This window comes from Mycolicibacterium canariasense (assembly GCF_002101555.1).
Taxonomy (GTDB): domain Bacteria; phylum Actinomycetota; class Actinomycetes; order Mycobacteriales; family Mycobacteriaceae; genus Mycobacterium; species Mycobacterium canariasense.
Window position 1 is genome coordinate 313,615 of sequence record NZ_LQOL01000052.1, and the last position, 24,954, is coordinate 338,568.

A 24,954-nucleotide genomic window follows, 5' to 3' on the forward strand; every position below is an offset into this window, starting at 1 on the left:
GTGCGTGCGCGCGGCGGCGGTGTCCTGGCCCTGACAGTCCCAGGAACACCCGACTGCTGGCTAAGACGGGCGCGCGCGTCCACCGTGGCGGACATGACTGCGATGACACCGGGCACCGTCCTGATCACCGGGCCGACAGGCGGGCTGGGCCGGGAAACCACGCTGGCGCTGGCGCGCCGGCCCCACGCCGAGCGACCGGACCTCCTGCTGGTCGGCCGGCCCGGCGACGCCCTGAGCTCCGTCGCCGCGGAAGCACGCGCGGAAGGGGCCGTGGTCCACGACATCGGCGCGGATCTGACCAGGCTGTCCGATGTCCGCGCCGCGGCCGGCGCGGTCGGCGAGCTGGTCGCGGCGGGGCAGACGCGGCCGTTGCGCGGACTGATCGCCAACGCCGGCCTGATGTCCGTCGACACCCACACGGCATCGGCCGACGGCTACGAGCTCACCTTCGCGGTGAACTATCTGGCCCACGCCCAGCTGATCGGCGAGTTGCGCCACCAGTTCAGCGCACCCGCCCGCATCGTGCTCGTCGGATCGAACACCTACCACCAGAACATCTTTCGCAAGATCCTGCACGTCGCGCCGGCGCGGTGGCGAGATCCGATCGAGATCGCACGTCCGTTGCCGCCGGACGAGCCGGCGACCATGGAGCACAGCGGGATCGCCTACTCCAATGCGAAACTGGCGATCCTGTACTACGCCCACGAACTGCAACGGCACCTCCCGGACGGGGTCACCGTCGCGGTGTTCGAACCCGGCTTCATGCCCGGCACCGGGTTGTCGCGCGGGTTCGGCGGCGCTGCCGTCCAACGGATCGGGCGGGCCATCCAGGCGATCCCTGGGGTCTCATCGCCGGCGCGGTCGGGTCCGCTGCTGGCCTCGGTCGCCGTCGACGCCCGATGGGCCCACCTGAAAGACGGAGCCTTCGTGGTCAAGAACGCCGAGCGGCCGGTGCAGCCGTTCGCCCACGACCGCGTCCGCGAACAACAGCTCTGGGCCGCGACCGCCCACCTGCTGCCGACGCTGAACTGGTCCTGATCGATGGACCGCTGACGACCTGACCGTCATCACCGCGACCCCCGGCACGTGTAGCCGACCGTGCCGGGGCGACCGCTCGTACAGTGGTCACGGAATCGATCGACAGAAATGGGGGACCGCCATGGCGGGACGTCCGGTCCACACTTTCGAGGTGGTCAGCACCACGCAGCTGACCCCGCACATGATCCGGCTGGTGCTGCGCGGCAGCCACCAGGGGCAGGGCTTCGACACCTTCACCCCCAGCCCGTTCACCGATTCCTACGTCAAGCTGGCCATCGTTCCCGACGGCGTCGACGTCGCCGCGCTGCCGCAGCCGCTGACCCTGGACAGCTTCGGCGAGCTCCCCGAGGACCACCGCCCCACGGTACGCACCTACACGGTGCGCAACGTGGACACCGAAAGGGGCGAAATCACCATCGATTTCGTCGTCCACGGCGACCAAGGCGTGGCCGGCCCCTGGGCGGCGGCGGCCAAGCCAGGCCAGCCGGCATACCTGATGGGCCCGAGCGGCGCCTACGCCCCGGACCCGGCCGCCGACTGGCACCTGCTGGCCGGCGACGAAGCCGGGCTGCCCGCGATCAGCGCCGCACTCGACGCGCTGCCCACCGACGCCGTCGGGCAGGTGTTCGTGGAGGTCGCCGGGCCCGAGGACGAGCTGGAACTGCCCGCGCCGGCCGGCGTCGCGGTGCACTGGATCCATCGCGGTGGCCGGGCGGACGAGGTGCCCGACACCCAGGCCGGTGACAACGCGCCCCTGGTGGCGGCGGTCCGCGGGGCGCCATGGTGGCCCGGCCAGGTGCAGGCGTTCGTGCACGGCGAGGCTCAGGCCGTCATGCACAATATCCGGCCCTACCTGCGCAAAGAGCGCGGTGTGGAGGCCAAGTGGGCGTCCATCTCCGGGTACTGGCGGCGCGGGCGCACCGAGGAGACCTTCCGGCAGTGGAAGGCCGAGCTGGCGAAAGCGGAAGCGGGCCAGCCAGACTGACCCCCATGGCATTCGGCGACTTCCAGTTCGAGATCTACCTGCAGGGCCTGTCCGGGGTGGTGCCCTCGCTCCCGATCGGTTACGCCGAATTGGAGGAGCGCGCCGAAAAGGCGATGTCCGCGTCGCTGTGGTCGTATGTGGCCGGCGGCGCCGGCGACGAACGCACCCAGCGGGTCAACGTCAGCGCCTTCGAGAACTGGGGTCTGATCCCCCGCATGTGCGTCGGGGCCACCGAACGTGACCTGACGGTCGACCTGTTCGGGCTCACGCTGCCCTCGCCGCTGTTCATGGCGCCCATCGGGGTGATCGGGCTGTGCGCTCAGGACGGGCACGGTGACATCGCCGCGGCCAGGGCGGCCGCGCGCACCGGCGTGCCCATGGTGGTATCCACCCTGACCACCGATCCGCTGGAAGCCGTGGCCGCCGAATTCGGTGACACCCCAGGCTTCTTCCAGCTCTACACCCCGAAGAACCGGGACCTGGCGGCCAGTTTCGTGGCGCGTGCCGAAGCCGCCGGATATCGCGGCATCATCGTCACCCTCGACACCTGGGTGCCGGGCTGGCGACCCCGCGACCTGAGCACCTCCAACTTCCCGCAGCTGCGCGGGCACTGCCTGACCAACTACACCAGCGACCCGGTGTTCCGGGCCGGGCTGGCGCAGCCGCCCGAGGAGAACCCGCAAGCCGCGATCCTGAACTGGATCCAGACCTTCGGCCAATGCGTCACCTGGGACGACCTGGCCTGGTTGCGGACGTTGACGACACTGCCGTTGCTGGTCAAGGGCATCTGCCATCCCGACGACGTGCGGCGGGCCCGCGATGTCGGTGTCGACGGCATCTACTGCTCCAACCACGGCGGCCGCCAGGCCAACGGCGGCCTGCCCGCCATCGACTGCCTGCCCGAGGTGGTGGCCGCCGCCGACGGGATGCCCGTGCTGTTCGACTCCGGGGTGCGCAGCGGCGCCGATATCGTCAAGGCGCTCGCCCTGGGGGCCACCGCGGTCGGCGTCGGCCGCCCGTACGCCTACGGTCTGGCGCTCGGCGGGGTCGACGGGGTGGTGCACGTGCTGCGCTCGCTGCTCGCCGAGGCGGACCTGATCATGGCGGTCGACGGATACCGGTCACTGGCTGATCTCACCCCGGACACGCTGCGGCGCGTCACCTAGACAGCCCGACCCCGGCGCAGCACGGTGGGGGAGTGCAGATCGAGCCCATCCTCGAGGAATTCGACACCTACCTCGCCCTGCAACGCGGCCGCTCCGAGCACACCCGCCGCGCCTACCTCGGTGACCTGCGGTCGCTGTTCGAGTTCACCGGCGGTGGGCTGGAAAGCCTGAGCCTCATCACGCTGCGGTCCTGGCTGGCCGGCCAGGCCGGCGCCGGCGCGGCGCGCACGACGCTGGCCCGCCGCACGTCGGCGGTCAAGACGTTCACCGCCTGGGCGTGCCACCGGGGACTGTTACGCACCGATCCCGCGGCCCGGCTGCAAACCCCGAAATCGCATCGCACGCTGCCGGCGGTGCTGCGCCAGGACCAGGCGCTCGACGCCCTGGACGCGCTGAAATCCGGTGCGCAACAAGGGGACCCGCTGGCGCTGCGGGACCGCCTGATGGTGGAGTTGCTGTACGCCACCGGGATCCGGGTCAGCGAGCTGTGCGGCCTGGACATCGACGACGTGGACACCTCCCGCCGGGTGCTGCGGGTACTGGGCAAGGGCAACAAGCAGCGCACGGTGCCGTTCGGTGAACCAGCCGCCGTGGCGTTGCAGGCGTGGCTGCGCGACGGCCGCCCGAAACTGGTCACCGCGAAGTCCGGCCCGGCGCTGCTGCTGGGTGCCCGCGGCGGCCGGGTCGATCAACGCCAGGTCCGCACCGTCGTGCACGACACCATGGCCGCCGTAGACGGCGCACCCGTCCTCGGCCCGCACGGCCTGCGGCACAGCGCCGCCACCCACCTGCTGGAAGGCGGGGCCGACCTGCGCATCGTGCAGGAACTGCTCGGCCACTCCAGCCTGGCCACCACGCAGCTCTATACCCATGTCACGGTGGCACGGCTGCGGGCGGTGCACGACCAGGCACATCCGCGTGCCTGAGCGATCGACCGTCGATCTGCCCGGCGCCACGGTGTCGTATCTGGAATGGGCTGCCCGCCGTCCGGCCTCTGGTCTGACCGTCGTGCTGCTGCACGGCGGCGGGCTGGACAACGCGGCGCTGTCCTGGGGCGAGATCGGACCACGGCTGGCCGCGGCTGGACATCGCGTCGTCGCCCCCGACCACCCGGGCTACGGGCGTAGCCCGGCCGCGTCGTGGCGGGCCACCCAGCAGCGCCTCGTCGACTACGTCGGCGAGTTCACCGACGCGCTGGATCTGGGTCCGCACGTGACCGGTGGCCTCTCACTGGGCGGCGGGATGACCATCGGGCACGCCCTGGCCAGGCCGGGTTCGGTGACCGCGGCGATGTTGTTGGGCAGCTACGGGCTGATGCCCCGGTTGTCCGACGGCCCGTTCTCCGGGCCACGACAGGTGCTGACCTGGGCGCTGCTGCGCACCGGCCTGCTCACCACGCTGAGCCGCGGTGTGGCGCGCCACCGCTGGATGCTGGAGCGGAGTATGGCCGCCCTGGTGCGGGACGCGACCCGGCGCACCCCGGAACTGCTGGACGAGGTGTCGGCCGCCGCGCGATCGGACGACGCCTTCGCCGCGTTCGAACAGTGGCAGCGCGACCAGGTCCGGTGCACCGGCCTGCGCACCGACTACCGGGACCGGCTCGCGGACATCGCCGTGCCGGTCCTCGTCGTCCACGGCGGCAGCGACTCCGCCGTGCCGGTGGCGCACGCCCACGACGCGGCAGCCGCGATACCCGCGGCCACCCTGGACGTCGTTGCCGGAGCCGGGCATTGGGTTCAGCGTGATCAGCCTGATCTGGTGGGTTCGATCATGCTGAGCTTTCTCGGTCGACTCGGCACTGGGAGCTGACCGCCGCGCCGCGCGCGGCCCAGCGGCTTGAGCCGGATCGGGGTCTCGGCGATCAACCCCAGCGGGTCGACGTAGTCGGCCCGGGCCGCCGCACCCCACATGGCACCCCAATGCAGACAGGCCGTCGCCGGGCAGCCGGGGTGGCCGCCGAGCAGTACCCCGAGCGGACTGCCCGCCTGCACCAGTTGCCCGGCCCGCACCGTGGGGCGCACCGGTTCGTAGCTGGTGCGCAGGCCGCCGGGATGGGCGATGGAGACCAGCGGGCGCCCGGCCAATTCCGCGGCGAACACCACCGTTCCTGGCCCGGCGGCGTAGACCGGCCGGCCGGGGGAACCGGCCAGATCGACCCCGCGGTGACCGCTGTTCCAGCGGGCGGCGGGCGGGTCGAAGGCGCGGGTCACCACCGGCCGGGGTTGCAGCGGCCAACGCAGCCGCGGGGTGTCCGCATATGCCGGTGCCGCGAACAGCGCCGCCGCCAACGCTGCCACAGCCAATACCGCCGACAACTTCATCAGCCCAGCTCAGCCGGTTGCCGACGAGTTGGAAACCCGTCCGCCGGGAAATGTGGACAACGGCCCGACTGTGCATAACTGCAGTGGTAAAAGCACCTGTGTCCACGGTGTAAACTGCTATCCGCAGCTCACATCCGTGGGCTGACTTCGCGCGCCTGCCCCGCAACCCCGCTCGATTCGGGTTGCACCAGCATGCCGGGCGGTCCTGGTTCGGGAAACCGAAGCGGGTCCGGCAGCTGCAGACGCCAGGGTCCGGGATCGACCGATTCCGGACGACAACCGACACAAAGGAATCACGCACTCATGGCTGTTGTAACCATGAAGCAGCTGCTCGACAGCGGCGCACACTTCGGGCACCAGACCCGTCGTTGGAACCCCAAGATGAAGCGGTTCATCTTCACCGACCGCAACGGCATCTACATCATCGATCTGCAGCAGACGCTGACCTACATCGACAAGGCCTACGAGTTCGTCAAGGAGACGGTGGCCCACGGCGGCACCATCCTGTTCGTCGGCACCAAGAAGCAGGCCCAGGAATCCATCGCCGACGAGGCGACCCGGGTCGGCATGCCCTATGTGAACCAGCGCTGGCTGGGCGGCATGCTCACCAACTTCTCCACCGTGCACAAGCGCCTGCAGCGCCTCAAGGAGCTCGAGGCCATGGAGCAGACCGGTGGGTTCGAAGGCCGCACCAAGAAGGAAATCCTCATGCTCACGCGTGAGAAGAACAAGCTGGAGCGCAGCCTCGGCGGTATCCGGGACATGCAGAAGGTGCCCTCGGCCATCTGGGTCGTCGACACCAACAAGGAGCACCTGGCCGTCAACGAGGCCATCAAGCTCGGCATCCCGGTGATCGCCATCCTCGACACCAACTGCGATCCCGATCAGGTCAACTACCCGGTCCCGGGCAACGACGACGCGATCCGCTCGGCCGCGCTGCTCACCAAGGTGATCGCCTCCGCCGTCGCCGAAGGCCTGCAGGCCCGCGCCGGCGCCGGTAAGACCGAGGCCGGCCAGGGTGACGGGGCGGCGGCCGAGCCGCTCGCCGAGTGGGAGCAGGAGCTGCTGGCGGGTGCCACCACCGGTACCGCCGACAGCACCGGCGCTGCCGACACCACCACCGACGCTTCCTAAATTTCCAGGAGAACGCTTTTATGGCTAACTACACCGCTGCCGACGTCAAGCGCCTGCGGGAGCTGACCGGCGCCGGCATGCTCGACTGCAAGAACGCGCTCACCGAGACCGACGGCGATTTCGACAAGGCCGTCGAGGTGCTGCGCATCAAGGGCGCCAAGGATGTCGGCAAGCGCGCCGAGCGCGCGACCGCCGAGGGCCTGGTGGCCGCCAAGGACGGCGCCCTGATCGAGCTGAACTCCGAGACCGACTTCGTCGCCAAGAACGACGAATTCCGGGGCGTGGCCGAACAGATCGTCACCGCCGCCGCCGAGTCCAAGGCGACCGACGTCGACGCGCTGAAGGCCGCCAAGGTGGGCGACACCACCGTCGAGCAGCTCGTCGCGGACCTGTCCGCCAAGATCGGCGAGAAGCTGGAACTGCGCCGGGTCGCCTACTTCGACGGCCAGGTGGAGACCTACCTGCACAAGCGCGCCGCCGACCTGCCGCCGGCCGTCGGCGTGCTGGTCGAGTACACGGGATCCGACCAGGGCGCCGCGCACGCGGTGGCCCTGCAGATCGCCGCGCTGAAGGCCAAGTACCTCACCCGCGAAGAGGTGCCCGCCGATGTCGTCGCCAACGAGCGCCGCATCGCCGAGGAGACCGCCAAGGAAGAGGGCAAGCCCGAAGCCGCGCTGGCCAAGATCGTCGAGGGCCGGCTCACCGGGTTCTACAAGGACGTGGTGCTGCTGGACCAGCCGTCGGTGTCGGACAACAAGAAGTCCGTCAAGGCGCTGCTGGACGAGGCCGGCGTGACCGTGACCCGGTTCGTCCGGTTCGAGGTCGGCCAGGCCTAAGGGCCCAACAGGCACAGATGTCCCCTCGCACCGCGGTGCGGGGGGACATTTCTGTCTGCGCGCCCGAGTGCTGGTACGTGCTGGTACCGTCGGGCGCATGACACGTGTGCACGCCTTCGGCGTCGACGCCCTCGGTGACCTGGACGCGGTGGCGCTGGTCGCCGCCCTGCGCGCCGGCGACGTCTCGCCGGCCGAACTGATCGACGCCGCCATCGCCCGCGCGCAAGCCGTCAACCCCGCCCTCAACGGGTTGGCCCACGAGGCGTTCGACCGGGCCCGCGCCGGCGCACCCCGCAGCGGCTTCTTCGCCGGCATCCCGACGTTCGTGAAGGACAACGTCGACGTCGCGGGGATGCCCACGATGGACGGCACCGACGCCTGGGTGCCGCGCCCGGCAGTTGCCGACGGTGACTTCGCCCGCGCCTACCTCGGCACCGGCCTGGTCGCGCTGGGCAAGACCCGGCTGTCCGAATTCGGGTTCAGCGCCTCGGCCGAGCATCCCCGGCTGGGGCCGGTCCGCAATCCGTGGCACACCGACTACACTGCCGGGGCCTCGTCGTCCGGATCGGGTGCCTTCGTCGCCGCCGGGGTGGTGCCCATCGCGCACGCCAACGACGGCGGCGGGTCCATCCGCATCCCGGCCGCGTGCAACGGGCTGGTCGGGCTCAAACCATCCCGTGGCCGGCTGCCGCTGGACAAGCAGATGCGCCAGATGCCGCTGCGCATCGTCGCCAATGGCGTGCTCACCCGATCGGTGCGCGACACCGCGGCGTTCTACCGCGAGGCCGAACGGCTGCGACGCAATCCGAAGTTGCCCCCCGTCGGTGATGTCACCGGACCGGGCGGTACCCGGCTGCGCATCGCGGTGTGCACGGAATCGATTGCCCGCCAAGCCAGCCCGGAGGTCCGGGACCTGACGATGAAGACCGCGGTGCAACTGGAGGGGCTCGGGCACCGGGTCACCGAGATCGCCAACCCGGTGCCGGCGTCGTTCATGGACGACTTCCTGTTGTACTGGTCGCTGCTGGCCTTCGCCCTGGTGCGCGGCGGCCCGCGCACATTCGGCCCGACCTTCGACAAGGGCAAACTGGACAACCTCACCGTCGGCCTGGAGGCAATGGCGGGGCGCAACCTGTACCGGATGCCGCTGGTGATCGCCAGGCTGGCCCGAACCCGCCGGATCATCGCGCGGCTGTCCACCTCCTACGACGTGCTGCTCACCCCGACACTGGCCGACGTGACACCACCGATCGGACACCTCGACCCGACCGCGCCCTATCAACAGATCATCGACAGGCTGGTGGAATGGGTGGCCTTCACACCGCTGCAGAACGTCACCGGAGACCCGGCGATCTCACTGCCCCTCGGCCGCTCCACACACGGATTACCGGTCGGGATGATGTTCAGCGCCCCGCAGGGCCAAGAGCGAATTCTGCTCGAATTGGCCTACGAACTCGAGGAAGTGCAGCCGTTTCCGCGGATCCAGGGCTGAATCGACAACGAAATCCGTTGTCTTAAGACATGTCGTTGTAATGGCAACCACCACCCGTTAACGCGCCGGATACCACAGACTCGATCGGGCGAAACACCGCGGTCCGACTATTCCCCTCGTGGAGTCCGCTGCACCACCCACGATCACCCGTCCACCGGAGATCGCCGCCGCATCCGGCAACACCTTCTGGTGCCTGATCCGGTTCGCACTGGCCAACATCAAACGCCGGCCCGAGCGGTTCGTGCTGTCGGTCCTGGGCATCGCGCTGGCCATCGCTTGCGTCACCGTCGTGCGCACCATCGCCGCGAGTTTTGCCATCACCGGCGCGGACTCGGTCACCGACGTGATCGGCGACGCGCAGTTGTGGGTGGTGCCCGCCGCCGGCGTGCACTACGACAACGACGCCCAGGCCCTGGTGGCCGCCGGCCCCGCCCCGGCCATCAGCACCGTGCCGGACGGCTGGTCCGCGGTCCGCACACTGTCGGGCACCACCACCGTCAACGGCATCCCGGTGTCGATCCGTGGCACCGACACCGTCCCCGCGGGCCATGCCGCCATCGGCGAACAACTCGCCGCGCGGGTGGGTGTACACCCTGGCGACCAGGTGGCGATCGGCGGGCAGAACCTGACGGTGGATATCGCCGGCTCGGGCCAATCAGCCTCCATCCCAACGGAACTGGCGCGCACCGTGGTGGGTGACAACGGCTGGTGGACCATCACCGCGCCCGCCGGTCAGGAGAAGCGTCGCGACCTGGCCCAGGTGTTCGGCGCGGCGACCGGACTGCCCGCCACCACCGACCCGTCGGTGCAACCCGAGGCCGGCGGACAGGGACTGATCTACGACACCGTCGGCGGGGTCGGTCCGCTGAGCTTCGAGCAGAACTTCTCGGCACTGTTCTCCGGCAAGGTGACCGGTTCCACGCTCGGCCTCATCTCGACGATCGGTCTCATCCTCGGATTCGTCATCGCGGTGTCCTCGTTCCTGGCCGCCGTCTCCGAACGCAAACGCGAGTTCGGGATCATGTCGAGCATCGGACTCGCCGACGAGGTGCTGTACTTCTTCCTGGTCGAGTCCGCCATCGTCTTCGTGGTCGCCTACGCCGTCGGCGTGCTGGGAGCGGGAGCTGCTGTGGCCCTGGTGATTCCGGGTATCGCGACGGTGACCGCCTGGGCGCAGGCCGCCGGCATGGTTGCTGCGTTCATCCCCGCCATGGCGATCGTCGGCGCCCTGATCCCCGTGCACCGGCTGCTGCAACAGCGGCCGGTCGAATTGTTGGGAGCCCGATGAGCGCGTGCGCGAAGAGGAAACGGCACCGATGAGCGCGTGCGCGAAGAGGAAAGGACACAGCTAGCCATGCGTTACGGACTGTCCTACGGCTGGCTGGCGGCGCGCCGCCGGCTGTCGGAAATGATCCTGCCCGCCATCACCACGGCCACCGGCGCCTTCCTGGTGGTCCTGGTGTTCGGCATGTCGGAGGGTATCCGCGTCCAGTCCGCATCGTTGGGTCACGCCGACGAGATCCGCGCCGCGGTGGTGCTCATCGCCGTCACCGTGCTGCTGGTCGGGGTGGTCGAGGTGGCCGTCGCCACCACCCGGACGGTGGCGCAGCGCACCAGGGAGCTCGGTGTGCTGGGCGCCAACGGCATCGCCCGCAGCCCGGTGGTGATCGCCCTGCTGGTCGAACCCGTCATCGCCGCAATGCTGGGTGCGGTCGGCGGGGCGCTGCTGGCCATCGTCACAGGACTGGTGCTGGGCGCGCTCGGATTCGTACCCACCGGCGTCGCTATCGGTGGTCTGGTACTGGGAACCGTCATCGCCGTCGTCGTCAGCATCGTCGCGGCGCTGGCCACCAGTGTCGTGCCCACCTGGAATGCCGCCTCCCGCCCACCCATCCGATCACTGAGTACGGGATAGGAATACATGACCGCCATCAATGAGTCGGCCACCGCGGCAAGCGAATCCGGCGCCGCGACAGGTGAATCGGACACCACCGCACCCGTCATCGAGATCTCCGACGTGTGGAAGCTGCACAAACTCGGCGACGAGGTCGTCAAAGCCCTCAAGGCCGTGGAATTACGGGTCGTGCCCGGCGAATTCGTGTGCCTGATGGGCCCGAGTGGCAGCGGTAAGTCGACACTGCTGAACATCATCGGCGGGTTGGACCGTCCGACGAAGGGCATCGTGCGCGTCGCGGGACAGGACACCTCGACCATCTCGGAGAGCCAGTTCGCCGCGCTGCGGCACGACACCATCGGCTTCATCTTCCAGAGCTACAACCTGATCCCGTTCCTCTCGGCGGTCGAAAACGTCGAACTGCCACTGATGTTCGAGCCCTACGACCGCAAGGCGTTGCGAAAGCGGGCCATCGAACTGCTCGAGCTGGTCGGTCTGGGGCACCGGGTGCACCACCAGCCCACCAAGATGTCGGGCGGTGAGCAGCAGCGCACCGCCATCGCGCGGTCGCTGATCAGCAATCCGACGCTGGTGCTGGCCGACGAGCCGACCGCCAATCTTGATCACCGCACGGGGGAGACGGTGGTGCGCATGCTGCGCGACCTGTGTTCGACGCTCGGCGTCACGGTCGTCGCCAGCACCCACGACCCCACGGTGGCCGACGAAGCGAGCCGTGTTGTCCGGATGCGAGACGGACAGATCGTCAACTGATCCAACGGTATTGGGAGACAATTCATGACACAAGAACTGGAACATCCGGCAACCGCCGAACGCGACAAACTGATGACCACCGAGTTGGTCCCCGAACAGATCCTGCCCAAGGTGATGAGCACGTTCGGCCTGACCGCCGCCTACGTGTTCATCATCTGCTGGATCACCGGCTCATCGGTGATGGCCACCGGCGGCTGGACCGCCATCCCGATGTGGATCCTGGGCATCCTCACCTTCCTGGTCCCGGCCGGTATGGCCGTGGTGGAGCTGGGCAACCTGTGGCCCGGCCAAGGCGGGGTGTACATCTGGGCCACCCGCACGATGGGGGAGACCTGGGGCTTCATCGGCGGCTACCTGTCCTGGGTGCCGGTCATCCTCAATGCCGCCTCCTCACCGGCGGTGGTGCTGTCCTTCTTGCTGCTGGCCTTCCACGCCGAACTGGGGGTGATGTCGAGCGTCATCCTGCAACTGGTCATCATGTGGGTGGTGATCGGGCTGGCGCTGGCGAAGCTCGCCGCCAACCAGCGGATCATGAACGTCGTCTTCGTGGTGTTCGGCGCGCTGGCACTGACCATCTTCATCTGCGGTCTGCTCTTCGCGGTGAAGCACGGCTCGGCGACACCGTTCAACTGGCACGACGCCGTGATCCCGAACTTCGCGGTGTCGGGCTTCCTGTACGGCACCGTGCTGCTCTACCTGCTCGGTGTGGAGACCCCGTACAACATGGGTGCGGAGTTCCTGTCGGTGCGCAAGAGCGGACCGCGCATGATCCTGTGGGGGTCGACCGCTCTGGTGCTGATCTACCTGCTGACGACGCTCGGCACGATGATGGCACTGCCCACCGACCAGATCGACGCGGTGACCGGCGTGATCGGCATGCTGGGCGTGTCGGGATTCCCCGGGCTGATGGAGATCTGCGCTGTCGTGCTGGCGTTGATCATCGTGGTGGCGCTGATGACCTATCAGGTGGCCTACTCCCGGCTGATCTTCGTCTCCGGTCTTGAGCGCCACCTGCCGCGGATCTTCACCCACCTGAACCCGCGGACCCGTAACCCGGTGTCGGCCATCCTGATCCAGGGCGTCCTGTCATCGCTGCTGATCATCGGGCTGTATTCGCAGAGCAGCCTGGTCAACACGACGATCTTCCTGCAGGGCGGCCTGTCGACGGTGTGGCTGCTGTCCGGGTTCTTCTTCCTGATCCCGGTCGTCATCTCCCGCAAGAAGTACGCCGATCGCTATGCCAGCGAGACGTTCTGGCGTATCCCGGGCGGCATGGTCGGGGTCTGGATCACCGTCGTCGTCGGCACACTGGGCACCATCGCCGGCGTCTACTACTCCTTCGCCAAATCCTGGCTCTCCAGCTCCGGTGTCGGGGACGGGGAATGGATGGCCTGGGTCGGCAGCATCAGCGTCGGCATGTTCGCGCTCGGCCTGATCGTCTACATCTTCGGCCGCCGCTCGGCGCACAAGGTGTCCCAGGACGACGCGCTGGCCCATCTCGCGGTGTTCGATCTCACCAAGGAAGCAGAGGAAACAGCCAAGTGACCATGGAGGACACGGTGCCCGGTGCGGGCGCCGCCGCACCCACCACCCGCTACCCACTCGACCCGCTCAGCGGGGCCGAGATCGAGGCCGCGGCCGCGATCATCACCGGCTCCGAATATGCCAGTCCCACCTTGAAATTCGTGATGATCCAACTGGCCGAACCGGAGAAGACACCGGATCTGACCTTCCTCACCGATGTGCCGCGGCGGGCGTTCGCGAGCATGTACGACGCGGCGGCGAAGATGATGTACGAGGCCGTCGTCGACCTGGGTGCGCGGGTCATCGAGTCGTGGACGGCGGTGCCGGGACGCTTCCCGTCCTACCTCGTCGAGCATATGACGGGCGTAGAGGAGAAGGTCCGCGAGGATCCGCGATGGCAGGAGGCGATGCGCAAACGCGGGGTCACCGACTTCAGCCTGGCGATGATCGACCCTTGGCCGGCAGGCTATTACGGTGCGGGTGACCACTACGACAACTCGCCGCTGATCTGTCGTCCGCTGACGTTCATGCGTGCGGCGCCGTCCGAGCACGGCTACGCCCGCCCGGTCGAGGGGTTGATCGTCACCTTCGATCTGGACGCCATGGAAGTCATCGACATCGAGGACCACGGCGTGGTCCCGCTGCCGCCGACCGCGGGCAACTACTCCGAACAGTTCATGTTCTCGCCCGACAACCGGCCGGCGTTCACGCAGTTCCGCGACGACGTCAAACCCATCGAGATCACCCAGCCCGACGGGCCCAGCTTCACCGTCGACGGCTGGAAGGTGCAGTGGCAGAAGTGGTCCCTGCGAATCGGTTTCAACCCGCGCGAAGGCATCACGATCCACGAGGTGACTTACACCGACCGTGGTCAGACGCGGCCGATCCTCTATCGCGGGTCGCTGTCGGAGATGGTGGTGCCCTACGGTGACACCTCGCCGACGCACTGGAACAAGAACGTGTTCGACATGGGCGAAGTGGGAATGGGGTTCTCGGCCAACCCCTTGACGCTGGGCTGTGACTGTCTGGGTGAGATCCACTACTTCGACGGGACGGTCAACGACTCCGACGGCAACGCGGTCACCATCCCGAACGCGATCTGCATGCACGAGGAGGACTTCGGGATCTCCTGGAAGCACACCGACTTCCGCACTGGGGAGGTCGAGGTGCGCCGGTCGCGCCGGCTGGTGGTCTCGATGATCTGCACCGTCGGCAACTACGAGTACGGCTTCTTCTGGTACTTCTACAACGACGCCTCCATCGAGGTCGAGGTGAAGTTGTCCGGCGTACTGACCACCGGTGCCGTGGCCGACGGTGAGACACCGCGCTGGGGCAAGATGGTGGCTCCCGGCATCTACGGCCCGAACCACCAGCACTTCTTCAACTTCCGGCTGGACATGAGCATCGACGGCGCCGGAAACAGTGTGTACGAGGTGGATTCGGTTCCCGAGCCGGACCCGGCGCTCAACCCGCACCACAATGCGTGGATCACCCAGGACACCCTGGTCGCGTCGGAGGCCGAAGGTGCGCGGGACTGGAACTGGGAGACGGGCCGGTACTGGAAGGTGACCAACCCGTCCAAGGTGAACGAACTCGGTGCCCCCGTCGCATACAAGTTGGTGCCCAAGGAGATCGTGCCGGTGATGGTGCAGGAAGGCTCCTACATCTACGACCGCGCCCGGTTCGTGCAGCACAACCTGTGGGTGACCCGCTATGACCCCTCGGAGAAGTTCGCCGCGGGCGACTACATGTACCAGTCCGCCGACATGCAGGGCCTGCCCGAGTTCGTCGCCGACGATGCTCCGCTGGAAGACACCGACGTGGTGCTCTGGTACACCCTGGGCGCCCATCACGTGGTGCGGCCCGAGGACTGGCCGGTGATGCCCTGCGCCTACACGGGTTTCCACCTCAAGCCGCTCGGCTTCTTCGACGGCAACCCGGCGCTGGATCTGCCGCCGTCGCCGCCGAAAGCCTGCCACCACCACTAGTTCCGCGGGTAGCGTTACGCCCGTGTTCAGCATGCGGATCGACGCCGTGTTCGTGATCAAGCGGCGCGGCGTCGTGGTGACCGGTCGGGTCGATGCCGGTGAGGTCCGCGTCGGCGACACCCTGTGGGTCGCCGACCGGGCCTTCCGCGTGGACGGGATCGAGGCTTTCCGGAAGTCGCTGGAGAGCGCGTCGGCGGGCGACACCATCGGCCTGCTGTTCCGGACCGCGGAGAAGGCGGACTTCGTCCAGGGGTCGGTGTTGCGGGACAGCCCGAGCGGAGGCACGGAGGCGCCGGCCACCTTCGTGCTCTGACTCAGCTACCCGCGGCTACTCGCGGCTATTCAGTGACGGTGGCCAGCATGCGCTTCAGCTCCGAACGCTGACGGTCCCCGAGGTGCCCGAGCACCTTGAGTTCGGCCGCCCGCACGCCAGCGTCGGTGCGCTTGAGCAGCGCCACCCCCTCACGGGTGAGTTCGGCGGGCAGCGCGCGGCCGGCCGGCACGGTGGCCGGCCGGGACACCAGGCCGATCTCCTGCAGGCCCCGCACCACCATGTTCATCGCCTGCGGCGAGACGTTGGCCTCGCGCGCCAGTTCGGCGTTGGAGCGGCCCGGCTGGAACGACAGCAGTCGCAGGCAAAGGTATTGGGCGAAGGTCAGATTCAGCGGCTCCAGCACGGTGGCCATCACCTCGGCGCGCAGCGCCGTGGCCGCTCGGTGCAGCAGGTAGCCGAGGGGGAGGTCATCGACGGTGTCGCCCACATCAAGAATATTGACACATATCAAGCACGTTGATATACCGGAGTCATGACCACACCGCAGGAAATCTTCGAATCGGCCTACCGGGGCCAAGCCGCGCAGTTCGAGGGCGCCAAGCCGCCGTGGAGTATCGGTGAGCCGCAGCCGGAGATCGCGGCCCTGATCCAGGCCGGACGGGTGCACGGTGAGGTGCTGGACGCCGGATGCGGGGAAGCGGCCACCGCACTCGACCTGGCCGCGCGCGGGTTCGCCACCGTCGGTTTGGACTCGTCGCCCACCGCCATCGAATTGGCCCGCGCCGAGGCGGCCCGGCGTGGCCTGACCAACGCCACCTTCGCCGTCGCCGATATCAGCTCCTTCACCGGCTACGACGGCCGGTTCGGCACCATCATCGACTCGACGCTGTTCCATTCGATGCCGGTGGAGCTGCGCGAGGGCTATCAACAGTCCATCGTGCGGGCCGCCGCACCCGGCGCGTCGTACTTCGTCCTGGTTTTCGACGCCACCGGGATGCCGACCGACAGCCCGGTCAACCCGGTCACCGCCGACGAACTGCGAGACGTGGTCGGCAGGTACTGGGAGGTCGACGAGATCCGGCCGGCCCGCATCCACGCCCAGGTGCCCCCGGGGATCGCCGACTTCGGCGCCTTCGCCGGCGCCGACGTCCGGGATGAGGCCAACGGCCGCAAATCGGTGGGCGCCTGGCTGCTGTCGGCACACCTCGCCTGACGACTCTCGTCAGAGAAACGCCCCGGCCACCCCGACGTGGCCGGGGCGTCGTCATGAGGCAGGATTGGATATCGCAAACGTGTCGGGAAGTGCCGCAACGAAGGAGTCTCATGGCGGAAGCACAGATCCGGCCGGCGTACTCGCGTGTGCTGCTCAAACTCGGCGGCGAGATGTTCGGTGGTGGAGAGGTCGGCCTGGACCCCGATGTGGTCGCCCTGGTGGCCCAGCAGATCGCGGAGGTGGTGCGCAGCGGCGTCCAGGTCGCGGTCGTCATCGGCGGCGGCAACTTCTTCCGCGGCGCGCAGCTGCAGCAGCGGGGGATGGAGCGCACCCGTAGCGATTACATGGGCATGCTCGGCACCGTGATGAACAGCCTGGCCCTGCAGGATTTCCTGCAGAAGGAAGGTATCGACACCCGGGTGCAGACCGCCATCACGATGGGACAGGTCGCCGAGCCCTACATCCCGCTGCGCGCCCGACGGCATCTGGAGAAGGGCCGCGTGGTCATCTTCGGTGCCGGTATGGGCCTGCCGTACTTCTCCACCGACACCACCGCGGCCCAGCGCGCGCTGGAGATCGGTGCCGAGGTGGTGTTGATGGCCAAGGCCGTCGACGGGGTGTTCACCGCGGATCCGCGCCAGGTGCCCGACGCCGAACTGCTGACCGAGATCACCCACCGCGAGGTGATCGATCGCGGCCTCAAGGTCGCCGATGCCACCGCATTCAGCCTCTGTATGGACAACGGCATGCCGATGCTGGTGTTCAATCTCCTCACGCACGGCAATATCGCCCGAGCGGTCGCAGGTGAGAAGATCGGAACGCTGGTCACCAGCTGACGACCGGGGATGTGAAGGAGATGCTGTGGGCGAGCGAAATGCTTCGGGAGATACCGCCCTGGGCGAGCGAAATGCTTCGGGAGATACCGCCCTGGGCGAGCGAATGCGACGGGAGATAACGCAGTGATCGACGAAACCCTCTTCGATGCCGAAGAGAAGATGGAGAAGGCGGTGGCGGTGGCGCGGGACGACCTGGCGTCGATCCGCACCGGTCGCGCCAACCCCGGTATGTTCTCCCGGCTGACCATCGACTACTACGGTTCGCCGACGCCGATCACCCAGCTCTCCAGCATCAACGTCCCCGAGGCCCGGCTCGTGGTGATCAAGCCCTATGAGGCCAATCAGCTGCGCAACATCGAGGACGCCATCCGCAACTCGGATCTGGGCGTCAACCCGTCCAACGACGGCAACGTCATCCGCATCTCCGTCCCGCAGCTGACCGAGGAACGCCGCCGCGAGCTGGTGAAGCAGGCCAAGTCCAAGGGTGAGGACGCCAAGGTGTCCGTCCGCAACATCCGCCGCAAGGCGATGGACGAGCTGGCCCGGATCAAGAAGGACGGCGAGGCCGGCGAGGACGAGGTGGGCCGCGCGGAGAAGGATCTGGACAAGACGACCGGCACCTACGTCGCGCAGATCGACGAACTGGTCAAACACAAGGAAGGCGAGCTGCTGGAGGTCTAGGTGACCTCCCAGCATCCCCGACCCGTGGCACAGACCGAGCCACCGAAGAAGACGTCGCGCGCCGGACGTGACCTGCCCGCCGCCATCGCGGTCGGCGCCGTGCTCGGCGCCATGGCCATCGGCACCCTGCTCTTCGCGCCGATCTGGTGGCTGCCCTTGCTGGCGGTCGCCATCGGCATCGCCACCCACGAGGTGATCCGGCGGCTGCGCGAGCACGGCTACGACCTGCCCACCATGGCGCTGCTGGCCGGTGGTCAGGCGATGATCTGGCTGACCTGGCCGTTCGGCGTCGCCGGCCTACTGGGCGCCTACGGCGGGACGATCGTCGTGTGCATGGTCTGGCGACTGGTCGGCCAGGGCCTGGACCGGCAACCGGTGAACTACCTGCGCGACATCGCGGCGACGGTGCTGCTGGCCACCTGGGTGCCGATGTTCGCCGCCTTCACCGCCCTGCTGATCTTCGCCGACCACGGCGGCGTGCGGGTGTTCACCGTGATCGCGACGGTGGTGTTCGCCGACATCGGCGGCTACGCCGCGGGCGTGCTGTTCGGCAAGCATCTGTTGGCGCCGGCGATCAGCCCCAAGAAATCCTGGGAAGGTCTCGGCGGGTCACTGCTGTTCGGGGTCACCGCCGCCGTGCTGATCGTGGCGTTCCTGCTGGACAAGCCGGCTTGGGTGGGCGTGCCGCTGGGCGTGCTGCTGGTGATCACCGGTGTGCTGGGCGATCTGGTCGAATCTCAGGTCAAACGCGATCTGGGCATCAAGGACATGGGCACGCTGCTACCCGGTCACGGCGGGATCATGGACCGGATCGACGCGATGCTGCCGTCCGCGGTCGTCGGCTGGATCGTCCTGACGCTTCTCGCTTGATCCCGAGTCGCTTCGCCGCTGGCTGCCGCGCAGGCTGGACGCGTTCAGCCAGCAGGCCAGCGCCCCCAACACCAGCCCCACGGCGATCCCCAGGTTCACCCGCTCGCCGAGCATCAGCCAGGACAGCACACCCGCGACCGCGGGAATGACGCAGAACAACATCGCCACCGACGACGCGCCGTACAGGCCGATCGCCCGCACGTAGAGCGACACCCCGAGAATCGCGTTGAGCAGCACCACCCCGGCCACCGCCAGCACGGCGTGCGTCGCGTTGTGCACCTGGAACGGGGTGGTCAGGGTGAAGGCCAAGGCGGGCACGAAGGCCACCGCGTTCTGCACCGTGGTGGACGCGCGAAAGTCGACACCGGCGCAGAACCGCTGCTGGTACACCCCACCGGCGGCCAGGCCCAGCAACGCGACCAACAGCAGGCCGACCACCGGGTCCACCCCGCCGGTCGAGATGAGCCGGGTAGCGCACGCCGCGAGCACCGCGGCCACCCCGAGTACCAGGGCCACCACCCGCCGCGCGGTGAGCCGATCTTTCAGGACGGCAGCGGCCAGCAGAGCCGTGGCGACCGGGTTCATCGCGATCACCACCGCGCACAGCACCGCGGGCGCGCCGTGCTGGATCGCGACGTAGAGCGCGCAGAACTGGACTGCCTGCATGAGCAGACCGGCGACCGCGACGTGCACCAGGGTGCGCCCGGTCGGGAACCGCACCCGGGCCAGTACCGCCCACCCGCCGAGGATCGCGCCGGCCAGGCCGAACCGGAAGGCGAGCACCGCCATCGGCGACAGGGCGTGCACCGCCAAGTTGCCGATCGGGTAGCCCAGCGCGTAGAAGAACGTCACCGTGGTTGCGGTGCGCAACGGCATGGCCTGCGTCATGACCTCATGGTCGACGGCGCGGCGGTGCCGGGTCCAACGAATATCGGCAATCGAAACCGATCACGAATGCTGATCAGATCCCCGGACTGATCTCGAATTGACCGAAAAAAGGCCGATTTTTGATCGTTACTGCTGATCGGAGTACCTTAGCCGGGTGGGTCAAGTGCTGGATATCGCCCCGCTACGCAGCGTGGTGGCGGTGGCCGATTGTGGTGGGTTTCACCGTGCGGCCGCGGTGTTGCACATGACGCAGTCCGCCGTCAGCCAGCATGTCCGACGGATCGAGGCCGTCGTGGGCGGGCCCGTCGTCGAACGATCCGGCCGCGGCGTCGCGTTCACCGAACTGGGCCATCGCGTCCTAGGCCACGCCAGGGCCATCCTCGCCGCCCACGACGCGGCGCTGACCGACCTGGGGGCCGCCGAGGAGCGGGCGCTGCTGATCGGGGCCACCGAGCACGGCGCCGACGTCATGCTGCCCGCGCTCACCGCCGCCCTGGGCAGTCGGCTGCCCGACTGGCGGCTGCGGTTCCGGCTGGACCGCAACGTCACACTGGCCGACGCCATCGAACACGGCCTCGTCGATCTCGCGGTGCTGCTCGACGGCTCCGGGCTGGACCCCGCCCATGCTTCCGGAATGCTTGCGCTGAAATGGGTTTCGGGCCGGTCGTTCGCCATCCCGGCCGCCGGCCCGCTGCCGGTGGTGATGTTCTCCGAACCGTGCACCCTGCGCGAACCCACGTTCGCCACGCTGGAACGGCTGGGTATCGACTACCGCATCGCCGCCGAGTCCGCCGATCTGTCCGGGCTGTTCGCCGCCGTGCGGTCCGGGCTCGGGGTGGCGCTGCTGCCCATGATCGGCCGACTGCCCGATGGGCTGTGCCTGGCCGAGGGACTGCCGCCGGCCAGCCGGGCGTCGGTCTTCGTGCGCGGCCGGACCGGCATCGACGCCGTGGTCCTGGATACCGTCGAACAAACCGTGCGTGACGTTCTCGCCGGACAAGCCTGATACTGGAACGGAACATGAAGCAGGAACTGGTCTTCGAAGCCCCGCGTCGCGGGATGCCGCCACGGCATCTCGCCGATCTCGACGAGGCCGGGCGGGTGGCCGCCGTCACCGAACTCGGGTTGCCGACATTCCGGGCCAAACAGCTGGCCAATCAGTACTACGGCCGGCTGATCGCCGACCCGCACGAGATGACCGATCTGCCCGCCGCGGTGCGTGCCTCGGTGGCCGACGAGCTGTTCCCGACGTTGATCACCGCGGCGCGGCAGATCCAGTGCGATGCGGGGGAGACCCGCAAGACGCTGTGGCGGGCGCTGGACGGCACCACCTTCGAGTCGGTGCTGATGCGCTATCGACAGCGCAACACCGTCTGCATCTCGTCGCAGGCCGGCTGCGGGATGGCGTGCCCGTTCTGTGCGACCGGTCAGGGCGGGCTCCAGCGCAACCTGTCCACCGCGGAGATCCTGGAGCAGGTGCGGGCGGCGTCGTTCACGATGCGCGAAGAGCATGACGGCCGGCTGTCCAACATCGTCTTCATGGGCATGGGCGAGCCGCTGGCCAACTACAACCGCGTGGTGGCGGCCGTCCGCCGCATCACCGCACCGCCGCCGGACGGGTTCGGTATCAGCGCTCGCTCGGTGACGGTGTCCACCGTCGGCCTGGCGCCGGCCATCCGCAAGCTCGCCGACGAGAAGCTCGGCGTGACCCTGGCGCTGTCGCTGCACACCCCCGACGACGAGCTGCGCGACACCCTGGTGCCGGTGAACAATCGCTGGAAGGTCGACGAAGTCCTCGACGCCGCACGCTATTACGCCGATGTGACCGGCCGGCGGGTGTCGGTGGAGTACGCGTTGATCCGCGATGTGAACGATCAGGCTTGGCGCGCCGACCTCCTGGGTAAGAAACTGCACGCCAAGCTGGGGTCGCTGGTGCACGTGAACCTCATCCCGCTCAACCCGACGCCGGGCAGCAAGTGGGATGCCAGCCCCAAGCCTGTGGAGCGCGAGTTCGTCAAACGTGTTCAGGCCAAGGGTGTTTCGTGCACCGTGCGGGACACCCGGGGGCGGGAGATCGCCGCCGCGTGCGGGCAGTTGGCGGCCGAGGGCTGACCGGTCTGCGCAGCGTCTGCGCCGAGACCGACGCTGCGCCGGAATGCTCTCGCACTTTCCGGCCCATAGGTGAGTTTGGGCGGGATCAAGCCGGGTCGGTGTGGCGGATACCGACCGCGTGGCGCAACTGAGCCAGGAACTGCCCCTCGTCATCGCTGCGCACGATGTAGTGCGAAACCGCGACCCGGATGGCGGTGGCCGCCCGGACCGGTCCGTTGGGCCCGGGCATCAGCTTGAGCAGCCGCGCCCGCATCAACGGGATGATGTGCGACAGCTGCTTGATCACCACTTCCGGTTCGATGTCGACCAGCCGCACACCGGAATAGGACCGCTGATACTCCACGATGAATCGCAGTGCGGCATCCAACTTTTCGGTACCACGCAGGCCCGAGGTGGCCTGGCTGATGCCGGTGTCGAACATCTGGCGCTCGTACCTGCCGAACGCCGCGAGCAACTCTTCCTTGGAGGCGAACCACCGGTACAGCGTGGGCCGGGAGACGCCGGCTTGGAGCGCCACCTCGGACAGGCTCAGCTTGGTCTGTCCGCTGCGCCCGAGTACCTCTGCCGTGGCCACCAGAATCCGTCGTTGCGTCGAGGTGTCCTCGCCCGCATCGGCGGTCAATGGCTGTTTCACATTCTCGATGGTAGTAGTTCCACCGTTACACCCGGGCTGCAGTGTGTTGACCGTGTCGATCGCCGCACCGATCGGCCCGGACCCGCACGTGCTCGGAGGGCGGGCAGTGCCCGTCAGCAGTCGCGGTGCGCGTTCATTCGAAGCAGCAACCCGTCCAGGTGGTCGCGGGTGAACCGGTCACCGCTGAACCCGACCAGCCGGTCCAACGGCAAGGCGCCGATGAGCGCCAGCATGCCGTCCAGTTCGGTTCCGCTGCCGGACAATTCGCCCATCGCCGTGCTGAGGATCGGCGCGGCCACCGGATCGGCCAGCACCTCGCCCAGGGTGGATTCACGGGTGAACGGCTCGGGTTCGTCGTCACCGCTGACCTGCACCATGGTGTGCAGCCGCAGGTCCCGGCTGGATGCGGCGGCCCACAGCGTGTACTCGCCGCTCTCCACCATCCAGCGATCCGCCCAGTGGGCGAGGTCGGGGCGGGACACCGGGATCTCGACGACGCCGGTGGCGCCGGGCTCCAGGTCCAGCGAGCCGAACCCGACCAGCCAGCGCGGCGGCCGGTCCACCCGGGACGACGCCAGGTGCGCATAGACCTGCACCACTTCCCTGCCGCGCCGGTCGCCGGTGTTGGCGACAGTCACCGTGACGGTCAGCCCGTCGTCGTGCTCGGCCACCTCCATACCGCGGTAGTCGAAAGTGGTGTAGGACAATCCATGACCGAACGGGTACGCGACGGCCAAGTCCCGAGCGTCATACCAGCGGTACCCGACGAAGATGCGCTCACCGTAGGCGGTGTGACCCCGCTCGGACGGAAAATTCAGGTAGGCGGGCACGTCCTGGAGCCGCGCGGGCACCGTCTCGGTGAGCCGCCCCGACGGATTCACACCGCCGAACAGCACATCGGCGACGGCTCCGCCCCCGGCCTGCCCGAGCAGGGCGCCGTCGAGGATGGCCGGTGCGAGCGCGGCCACCTCGTCCAACCGGACGACGCCGCCGTGGGAGAGCACCGCCACCGTGCGCGGTTGCACCCGCACCACCTCGCGCAGCAGCTCGATCTGCTCGGCAGGCAGATCGATATGGGCACGGTCGAAGCCCTCGGACTCGGCCTCGGCGGGCAGGCCGAGAAAGACCACCGCGGTGTCGGCGGCCGCGGCAAGGCGCGCGTCATCGGCATAGGTCACCTCGTGATCGCCGGCGAGCCTGCGGATCTCCTCCAGCGCCGTGTCCAGCCGGGTCGGGTTGACGTGCGAACTGCCGCCACCCTGGTACCGCGGTTGGGTGGCGAAGCGGCCGATCACCGCGATCCGGGACGGGCGCAACGGTAGTAGGTCGCCGTCGTTCTTGAGCAGCACGATCGCCCGCGCGGCCGCCTCCCTGGCGAGGAGATGATGCGCGTCGGTGTCGAACGACGGTGTGGCGCCGGAATTTTGCCGGGTCCGCTCGGCCAGTCGGCTCACCCGCCCTGCGGCGCGGGCCACCGCGTCACGGGGCAGGTCTCCCCGTTCGACCGCCTCGACGACGTCCCGATCGGAGAGCCCGCCCGTGCCAGGCATCTCCAGGTCCAGTCCGGCGGCGACCGCCGCCACCCGGTCGGCCACCGCACCCCAGTCGCTGACCACCACGCCGTCGAAACCCCATTCGCCGCGCAGCACATCGGTGAGCAGCCAGCGGTTCTGCGCCGCGTACACCCCGTTGATCCGGTTGTAGGAACACATCACCGACCACGGCCGCGCGGTGCGCACCACGTGTTCGAAGGCGCGCAGGTAGATCTCCCGCAGGGTGCGCTCGTCGACGTCGGAACTGGCTCGCATCCGGTCGAATTCGGCATTGTTGGCCGCAAAGTGCTTCACCGACGCCGCCACGCCGGCACCCTGGACGCCGCGCACCCAGGCCGCCCCGAGCGTGCCCGAGAGCAGGGGATCCTCGGAGAAGTACTCGAAGTTACGCCCGCACCGGGGGTCACGCTTGATGTTGATCCCCGGTCCCAGCAGGACGTCGACACCGAGCGCGCGGCTCTCGCGCCCCAAGGCGGTACCGATCCGCTCGACCAGATCCGGGTCCCAGGTCTGGCTCAGCCCCACGGCTGGCGGAAAACACGTTGCCGGGGCGCTGCGCCCGGTGGCCAAATGCTCGGTGCTGCCGTCGATCTGCTTGCGTACCCCGTGCGGGCCGTCGGTGAGCACCATGGACCGAACCGGGCCGACGGCCTTGGTGGTCCAGAAGGTGGCGCCGCTGCCGAGTGCGGCTTGGTCGGCGAGGTCGAGCTCTCCGGTATCGGCCATGGAGCCAGGTTACCGACG

The 24,954-nt window shown here is 68.5% G+C and carries 25 protein-coding genes; 20 read left to right on the forward strand and 5 right to left on the reverse strand.

What is annotated here, in order from left to right; genetic code table 11:
* Positions 1 to 93 precede the first annotated feature (93 nt).
* The 5 genes from AWB94_RS17465 (at position 94) to AWB94_RS17485 (ending at position 4,998) form a co-directional block, all read left to right on the forward strand.
* Positions 94 to 1,038: an SDR family NAD(P)-dependent oxidoreductase gene (locus AWB94_RS17465; RefSeq protein WP_234811767.1), complete on the forward strand. Its 945-nt coding sequence runs from the start codon at positions 94 to 96 to the stop codon at positions 1,036 to 1,038.
* A gap of 121 nt (positions 1,039 to 1,159) precedes the next feature.
* Entirely contained in the window at positions 1,160 to 2,023 is an 864-nt protein-coding gene (locus tag AWB94_RS17470; RefSeq protein ID WP_062656401.1) for a siderophore-interacting protein, read from the forward strand.
* A gap of 5 nt (positions 2,024 to 2,028) precedes the next feature.
* The gene (locus AWB94_RS17475; protein WP_062656402.1) at positions 2,029 to 3,189 is read left to right on the forward strand and encodes an alpha-hydroxy-acid oxidizing protein; all 1,161 of its coding nucleotides are present in this window, start codon (positions 2,029 to 2,031) and stop codon (positions 3,187 to 3,189) included.
* A gap of 38 nt (positions 3,190 to 3,227) precedes the next feature.
* Entirely contained in the window at positions 3,228 to 4,115 is an 888-nt protein-coding gene (locus AWB94_RS17480) for a tyrosine recombinase XerC (RefSeq protein WP_062656616.1), read from the forward strand.
* On the forward strand, positions 4,108 to 4,998 hold the full coding sequence (locus AWB94_RS17485) for an alpha/beta fold hydrolase (RefSeq protein WP_234811768.1): 891 nt from the start codon (positions 4,108 to 4,110) through the stop codon (positions 4,996 to 4,998). The genes AWB94_RS17480 and AWB94_RS17485 overlap by 8 nt, the downstream gene beginning before the upstream one ends.
* Here the strand turns inward: AWB94_RS17485 and AWB94_RS17490 are convergent.
* A complete protein-coding gene (locus AWB94_RS17490; RefSeq protein ID WP_084395106.1) occupies positions 4,935 to 5,510 on the reverse strand; it encodes a M23 family metallopeptidase in 576 nt (191 codons plus the stop codon). The two genes, AWB94_RS17485 and AWB94_RS17490, sit on opposite strands and share 64 nt — an antisense overlap.
* A 303-nt stretch (positions 5,511 to 5,813) precedes the next feature.
* Between AWB94_RS17490 and rpsB the strand changes: the two genes are divergently transcribed.
* The 9 genes from rpsB to AWB94_RS17535 all read left to right on the forward strand — a co-directional run bounded on the left by rpsB (position 5,814) and on the right by AWB94_RS17535 (position 15,462).
* Positions 5,814 to 6,644, forward strand: coding sequence for a 30S ribosomal protein S2 (rpsB, locus tag AWB94_RS17495; RefSeq protein ID WP_062656404.1), 831 nt, complete (start codon positions 5,814 to 5,816; stop codon positions 6,642 to 6,644).
* Between the two features lie 20 nt (positions 6,645 to 6,664).
* On the forward strand, positions 6,665 to 7,480 hold the full coding sequence (gene tsf / locus AWB94_RS17500; protein ID WP_062656405.1) for a translation elongation factor Ts: 816 nt from the start codon (positions 6,665 to 6,667) through the stop codon (positions 7,478 to 7,480).
* A 97-nt stretch (positions 7,481 to 7,577) separates the two neighbouring features.
* Positions 7,578 to 8,972, forward strand: coding sequence for an amidase (locus AWB94_RS17505; protein ID WP_062656406.1), 1,395 nt, complete (start codon positions 7,578 to 7,580; stop codon positions 8,970 to 8,972).
* A gap of 109 nt (positions 8,973 to 9,081) precedes the next feature.
* On the forward strand, positions 9,082 to 10,260 hold the full coding sequence (locus AWB94_RS17510) for an ABC transporter permease (RefSeq protein WP_062656407.1): 1,179 nt from the start codon (positions 9,082 to 9,084) through the stop codon (positions 10,258 to 10,260).
* A 66-nt stretch (positions 10,261 to 10,326) separates the two neighbouring features.
* Complete coding sequence (locus AWB94_RS17515; RefSeq protein WP_062656408.1) at positions 10,327 to 10,887, forward strand: ABC transporter permease; 561 nt, start codon at positions 10,327 to 10,329, stop codon at positions 10,885 to 10,887.
* 6 nt (positions 10,888 to 10,893) lie between these two features.
* Positions 10,894 to 11,637: an ABC transporter ATP-binding protein gene (locus AWB94_RS17520; RefSeq protein ID WP_062656409.1), complete on the forward strand. Its 744-nt coding sequence runs from the start codon at positions 10,894 to 10,896 to the stop codon at positions 11,635 to 11,637.
* A gap of 24 nt (positions 11,638 to 11,661) precedes the next feature.
* Positions 11,662 to 13,182: an APC family permease gene (locus AWB94_RS17525; RefSeq protein ID WP_062656410.1), complete on the forward strand. Its 1,521-nt coding sequence runs from the start codon at positions 11,662 to 11,664 to the stop codon at positions 13,180 to 13,182.
* Positions 13,179 to 15,149 (forward strand): primary-amine oxidase, encoded by a 1,971-nt coding sequence (locus AWB94_RS17530; RefSeq protein WP_062656411.1) that lies wholly within the window; start codon positions 13,179 to 13,181, stop codon positions 15,147 to 15,149. Before AWB94_RS17525 ends, AWB94_RS17530 begins: the two co-directional genes overlap by 4 nt.
* Positions 15,150 to 15,180: 31 nt before the next feature.
* Positions 15,181 to 15,462 carry an EF-Tu/IF-2/RF-3 family GTPase gene (locus AWB94_RS17535; RefSeq protein WP_062656617.1) on the forward strand — a complete coding sequence of 94 codons (282 nt, stop codon included), beginning with the start codon at positions 15,181 to 15,183 and terminating at the stop codon, positions 15,460 to 15,462.
* A 25-nt stretch (positions 15,463 to 15,487) separates the two neighbouring features.
* On the opposite strand, the gene AWB94_RS17540 is transcribed toward AWB94_RS17535, so the two are convergent.
* On the reverse strand, positions 15,488 to 15,910 hold the full coding sequence (locus AWB94_RS17540) for a MarR family winged helix-turn-helix transcriptional regulator (RefSeq protein ID WP_062656412.1): 423 nt from the start codon (positions 15,908 to 15,910) through the stop codon (positions 15,488 to 15,490).
* A gap of 45 nt (positions 15,911 to 15,955) precedes the next feature.
* Here AWB94_RS17540 and AWB94_RS17545 point away from each other — a divergent pair, with 45 nt between their 5' ends.
* The 4 genes from AWB94_RS17545 to AWB94_RS17560 all read left to right on the forward strand — a co-directional run bounded on the left by AWB94_RS17545 (position 15,956) and on the right by AWB94_RS17560 (position 19,023).
* The gene (locus tag AWB94_RS17545) at positions 15,956 to 16,636 is read left to right on the forward strand and encodes a class I SAM-dependent methyltransferase (RefSeq protein ID WP_062656413.1); all 681 of its coding nucleotides are present in this window, start codon (positions 15,956 to 15,958) and stop codon (positions 16,634 to 16,636) included.
* A 110-nt stretch (positions 16,637 to 16,746) separates the two neighbouring features.
* Positions 16,747 to 17,472 carry a UMP kinase gene (pyrH, locus tag AWB94_RS17550; protein WP_062656414.1) on the forward strand — a complete coding sequence of 242 codons (726 nt, stop codon included), beginning with the start codon at positions 16,747 to 16,749 and terminating at the stop codon, positions 17,470 to 17,472.
* Positions 17,473 to 17,595: 123 nt separating this feature from the next.
* Positions 17,596 to 18,153, forward strand: a complete 558-nt coding sequence (frr, locus tag AWB94_RS17555) for a ribosome recycling factor (RefSeq protein ID WP_062656415.1) — start codon at positions 17,596 to 17,598, stop codon at positions 18,151 to 18,153.
* Positions 18,154 to 19,023, forward strand: a complete 870-nt coding sequence (locus AWB94_RS17560; protein WP_062656416.1) for a phosphatidate cytidylyltransferase — start codon at positions 18,154 to 18,156, stop codon at positions 19,021 to 19,023.
* On the opposite strand, the gene AWB94_RS17565 is transcribed toward AWB94_RS17560, so the two are convergent.
* Positions 18,934 to 19,899, reverse strand: a complete 966-nt coding sequence (locus AWB94_RS17565) for a DMT family transporter (RefSeq protein ID WP_084395124.1) — start codon at positions 19,897 to 19,899, stop codon at positions 18,934 to 18,936. The two genes, AWB94_RS17560 and AWB94_RS17565, sit on opposite strands and share 90 nt — an antisense overlap.
* Before the next feature lie 166 nt (positions 19,900 to 20,065).
* Between AWB94_RS17565 and AWB94_RS17570 the strand changes: the two genes are divergently transcribed.
* The gene (locus tag AWB94_RS17570; protein WP_062656417.1) at positions 20,066 to 20,917 is read left to right on the forward strand and encodes a LysR family transcriptional regulator; all 852 of its coding nucleotides are present in this window, start codon (positions 20,066 to 20,068) and stop codon (positions 20,915 to 20,917) included.
* 14 nt (positions 20,918 to 20,931) lie between these two features.
* Positions 20,932 to 22,023, forward strand: a complete 1,092-nt coding sequence (rlmN, locus tag AWB94_RS17575) for a dual-specificity RNA methyltransferase RlmN (RefSeq protein ID WP_062656418.1) — start codon at positions 20,932 to 20,934, stop codon at positions 22,021 to 22,023.
* Positions 22,024 to 22,108: 85 nt separating this feature from the next.
* Here rlmN and AWB94_RS17580 read toward each other — a convergent pair whose 3' ends face one another.
* Positions 22,109 to 22,657 (reverse strand): TetR/AcrR family transcriptional regulator, encoded by a 549-nt coding sequence (locus AWB94_RS17580; RefSeq protein ID WP_062656419.1) that lies wholly within the window; start codon positions 22,655 to 22,657, stop codon positions 22,109 to 22,111.
* 113 nt (positions 22,658 to 22,770) lie between these two features.
* Entirely contained in the window at positions 22,771 to 24,936 is a 2,166-nt protein-coding gene (locus tag AWB94_RS17585) for a glycoside hydrolase family 3 C-terminal domain-containing protein (RefSeq protein ID WP_062656420.1), read from the reverse strand.
* Positions 24,937 to 24,954: the final 18 nt, after the last annotated feature.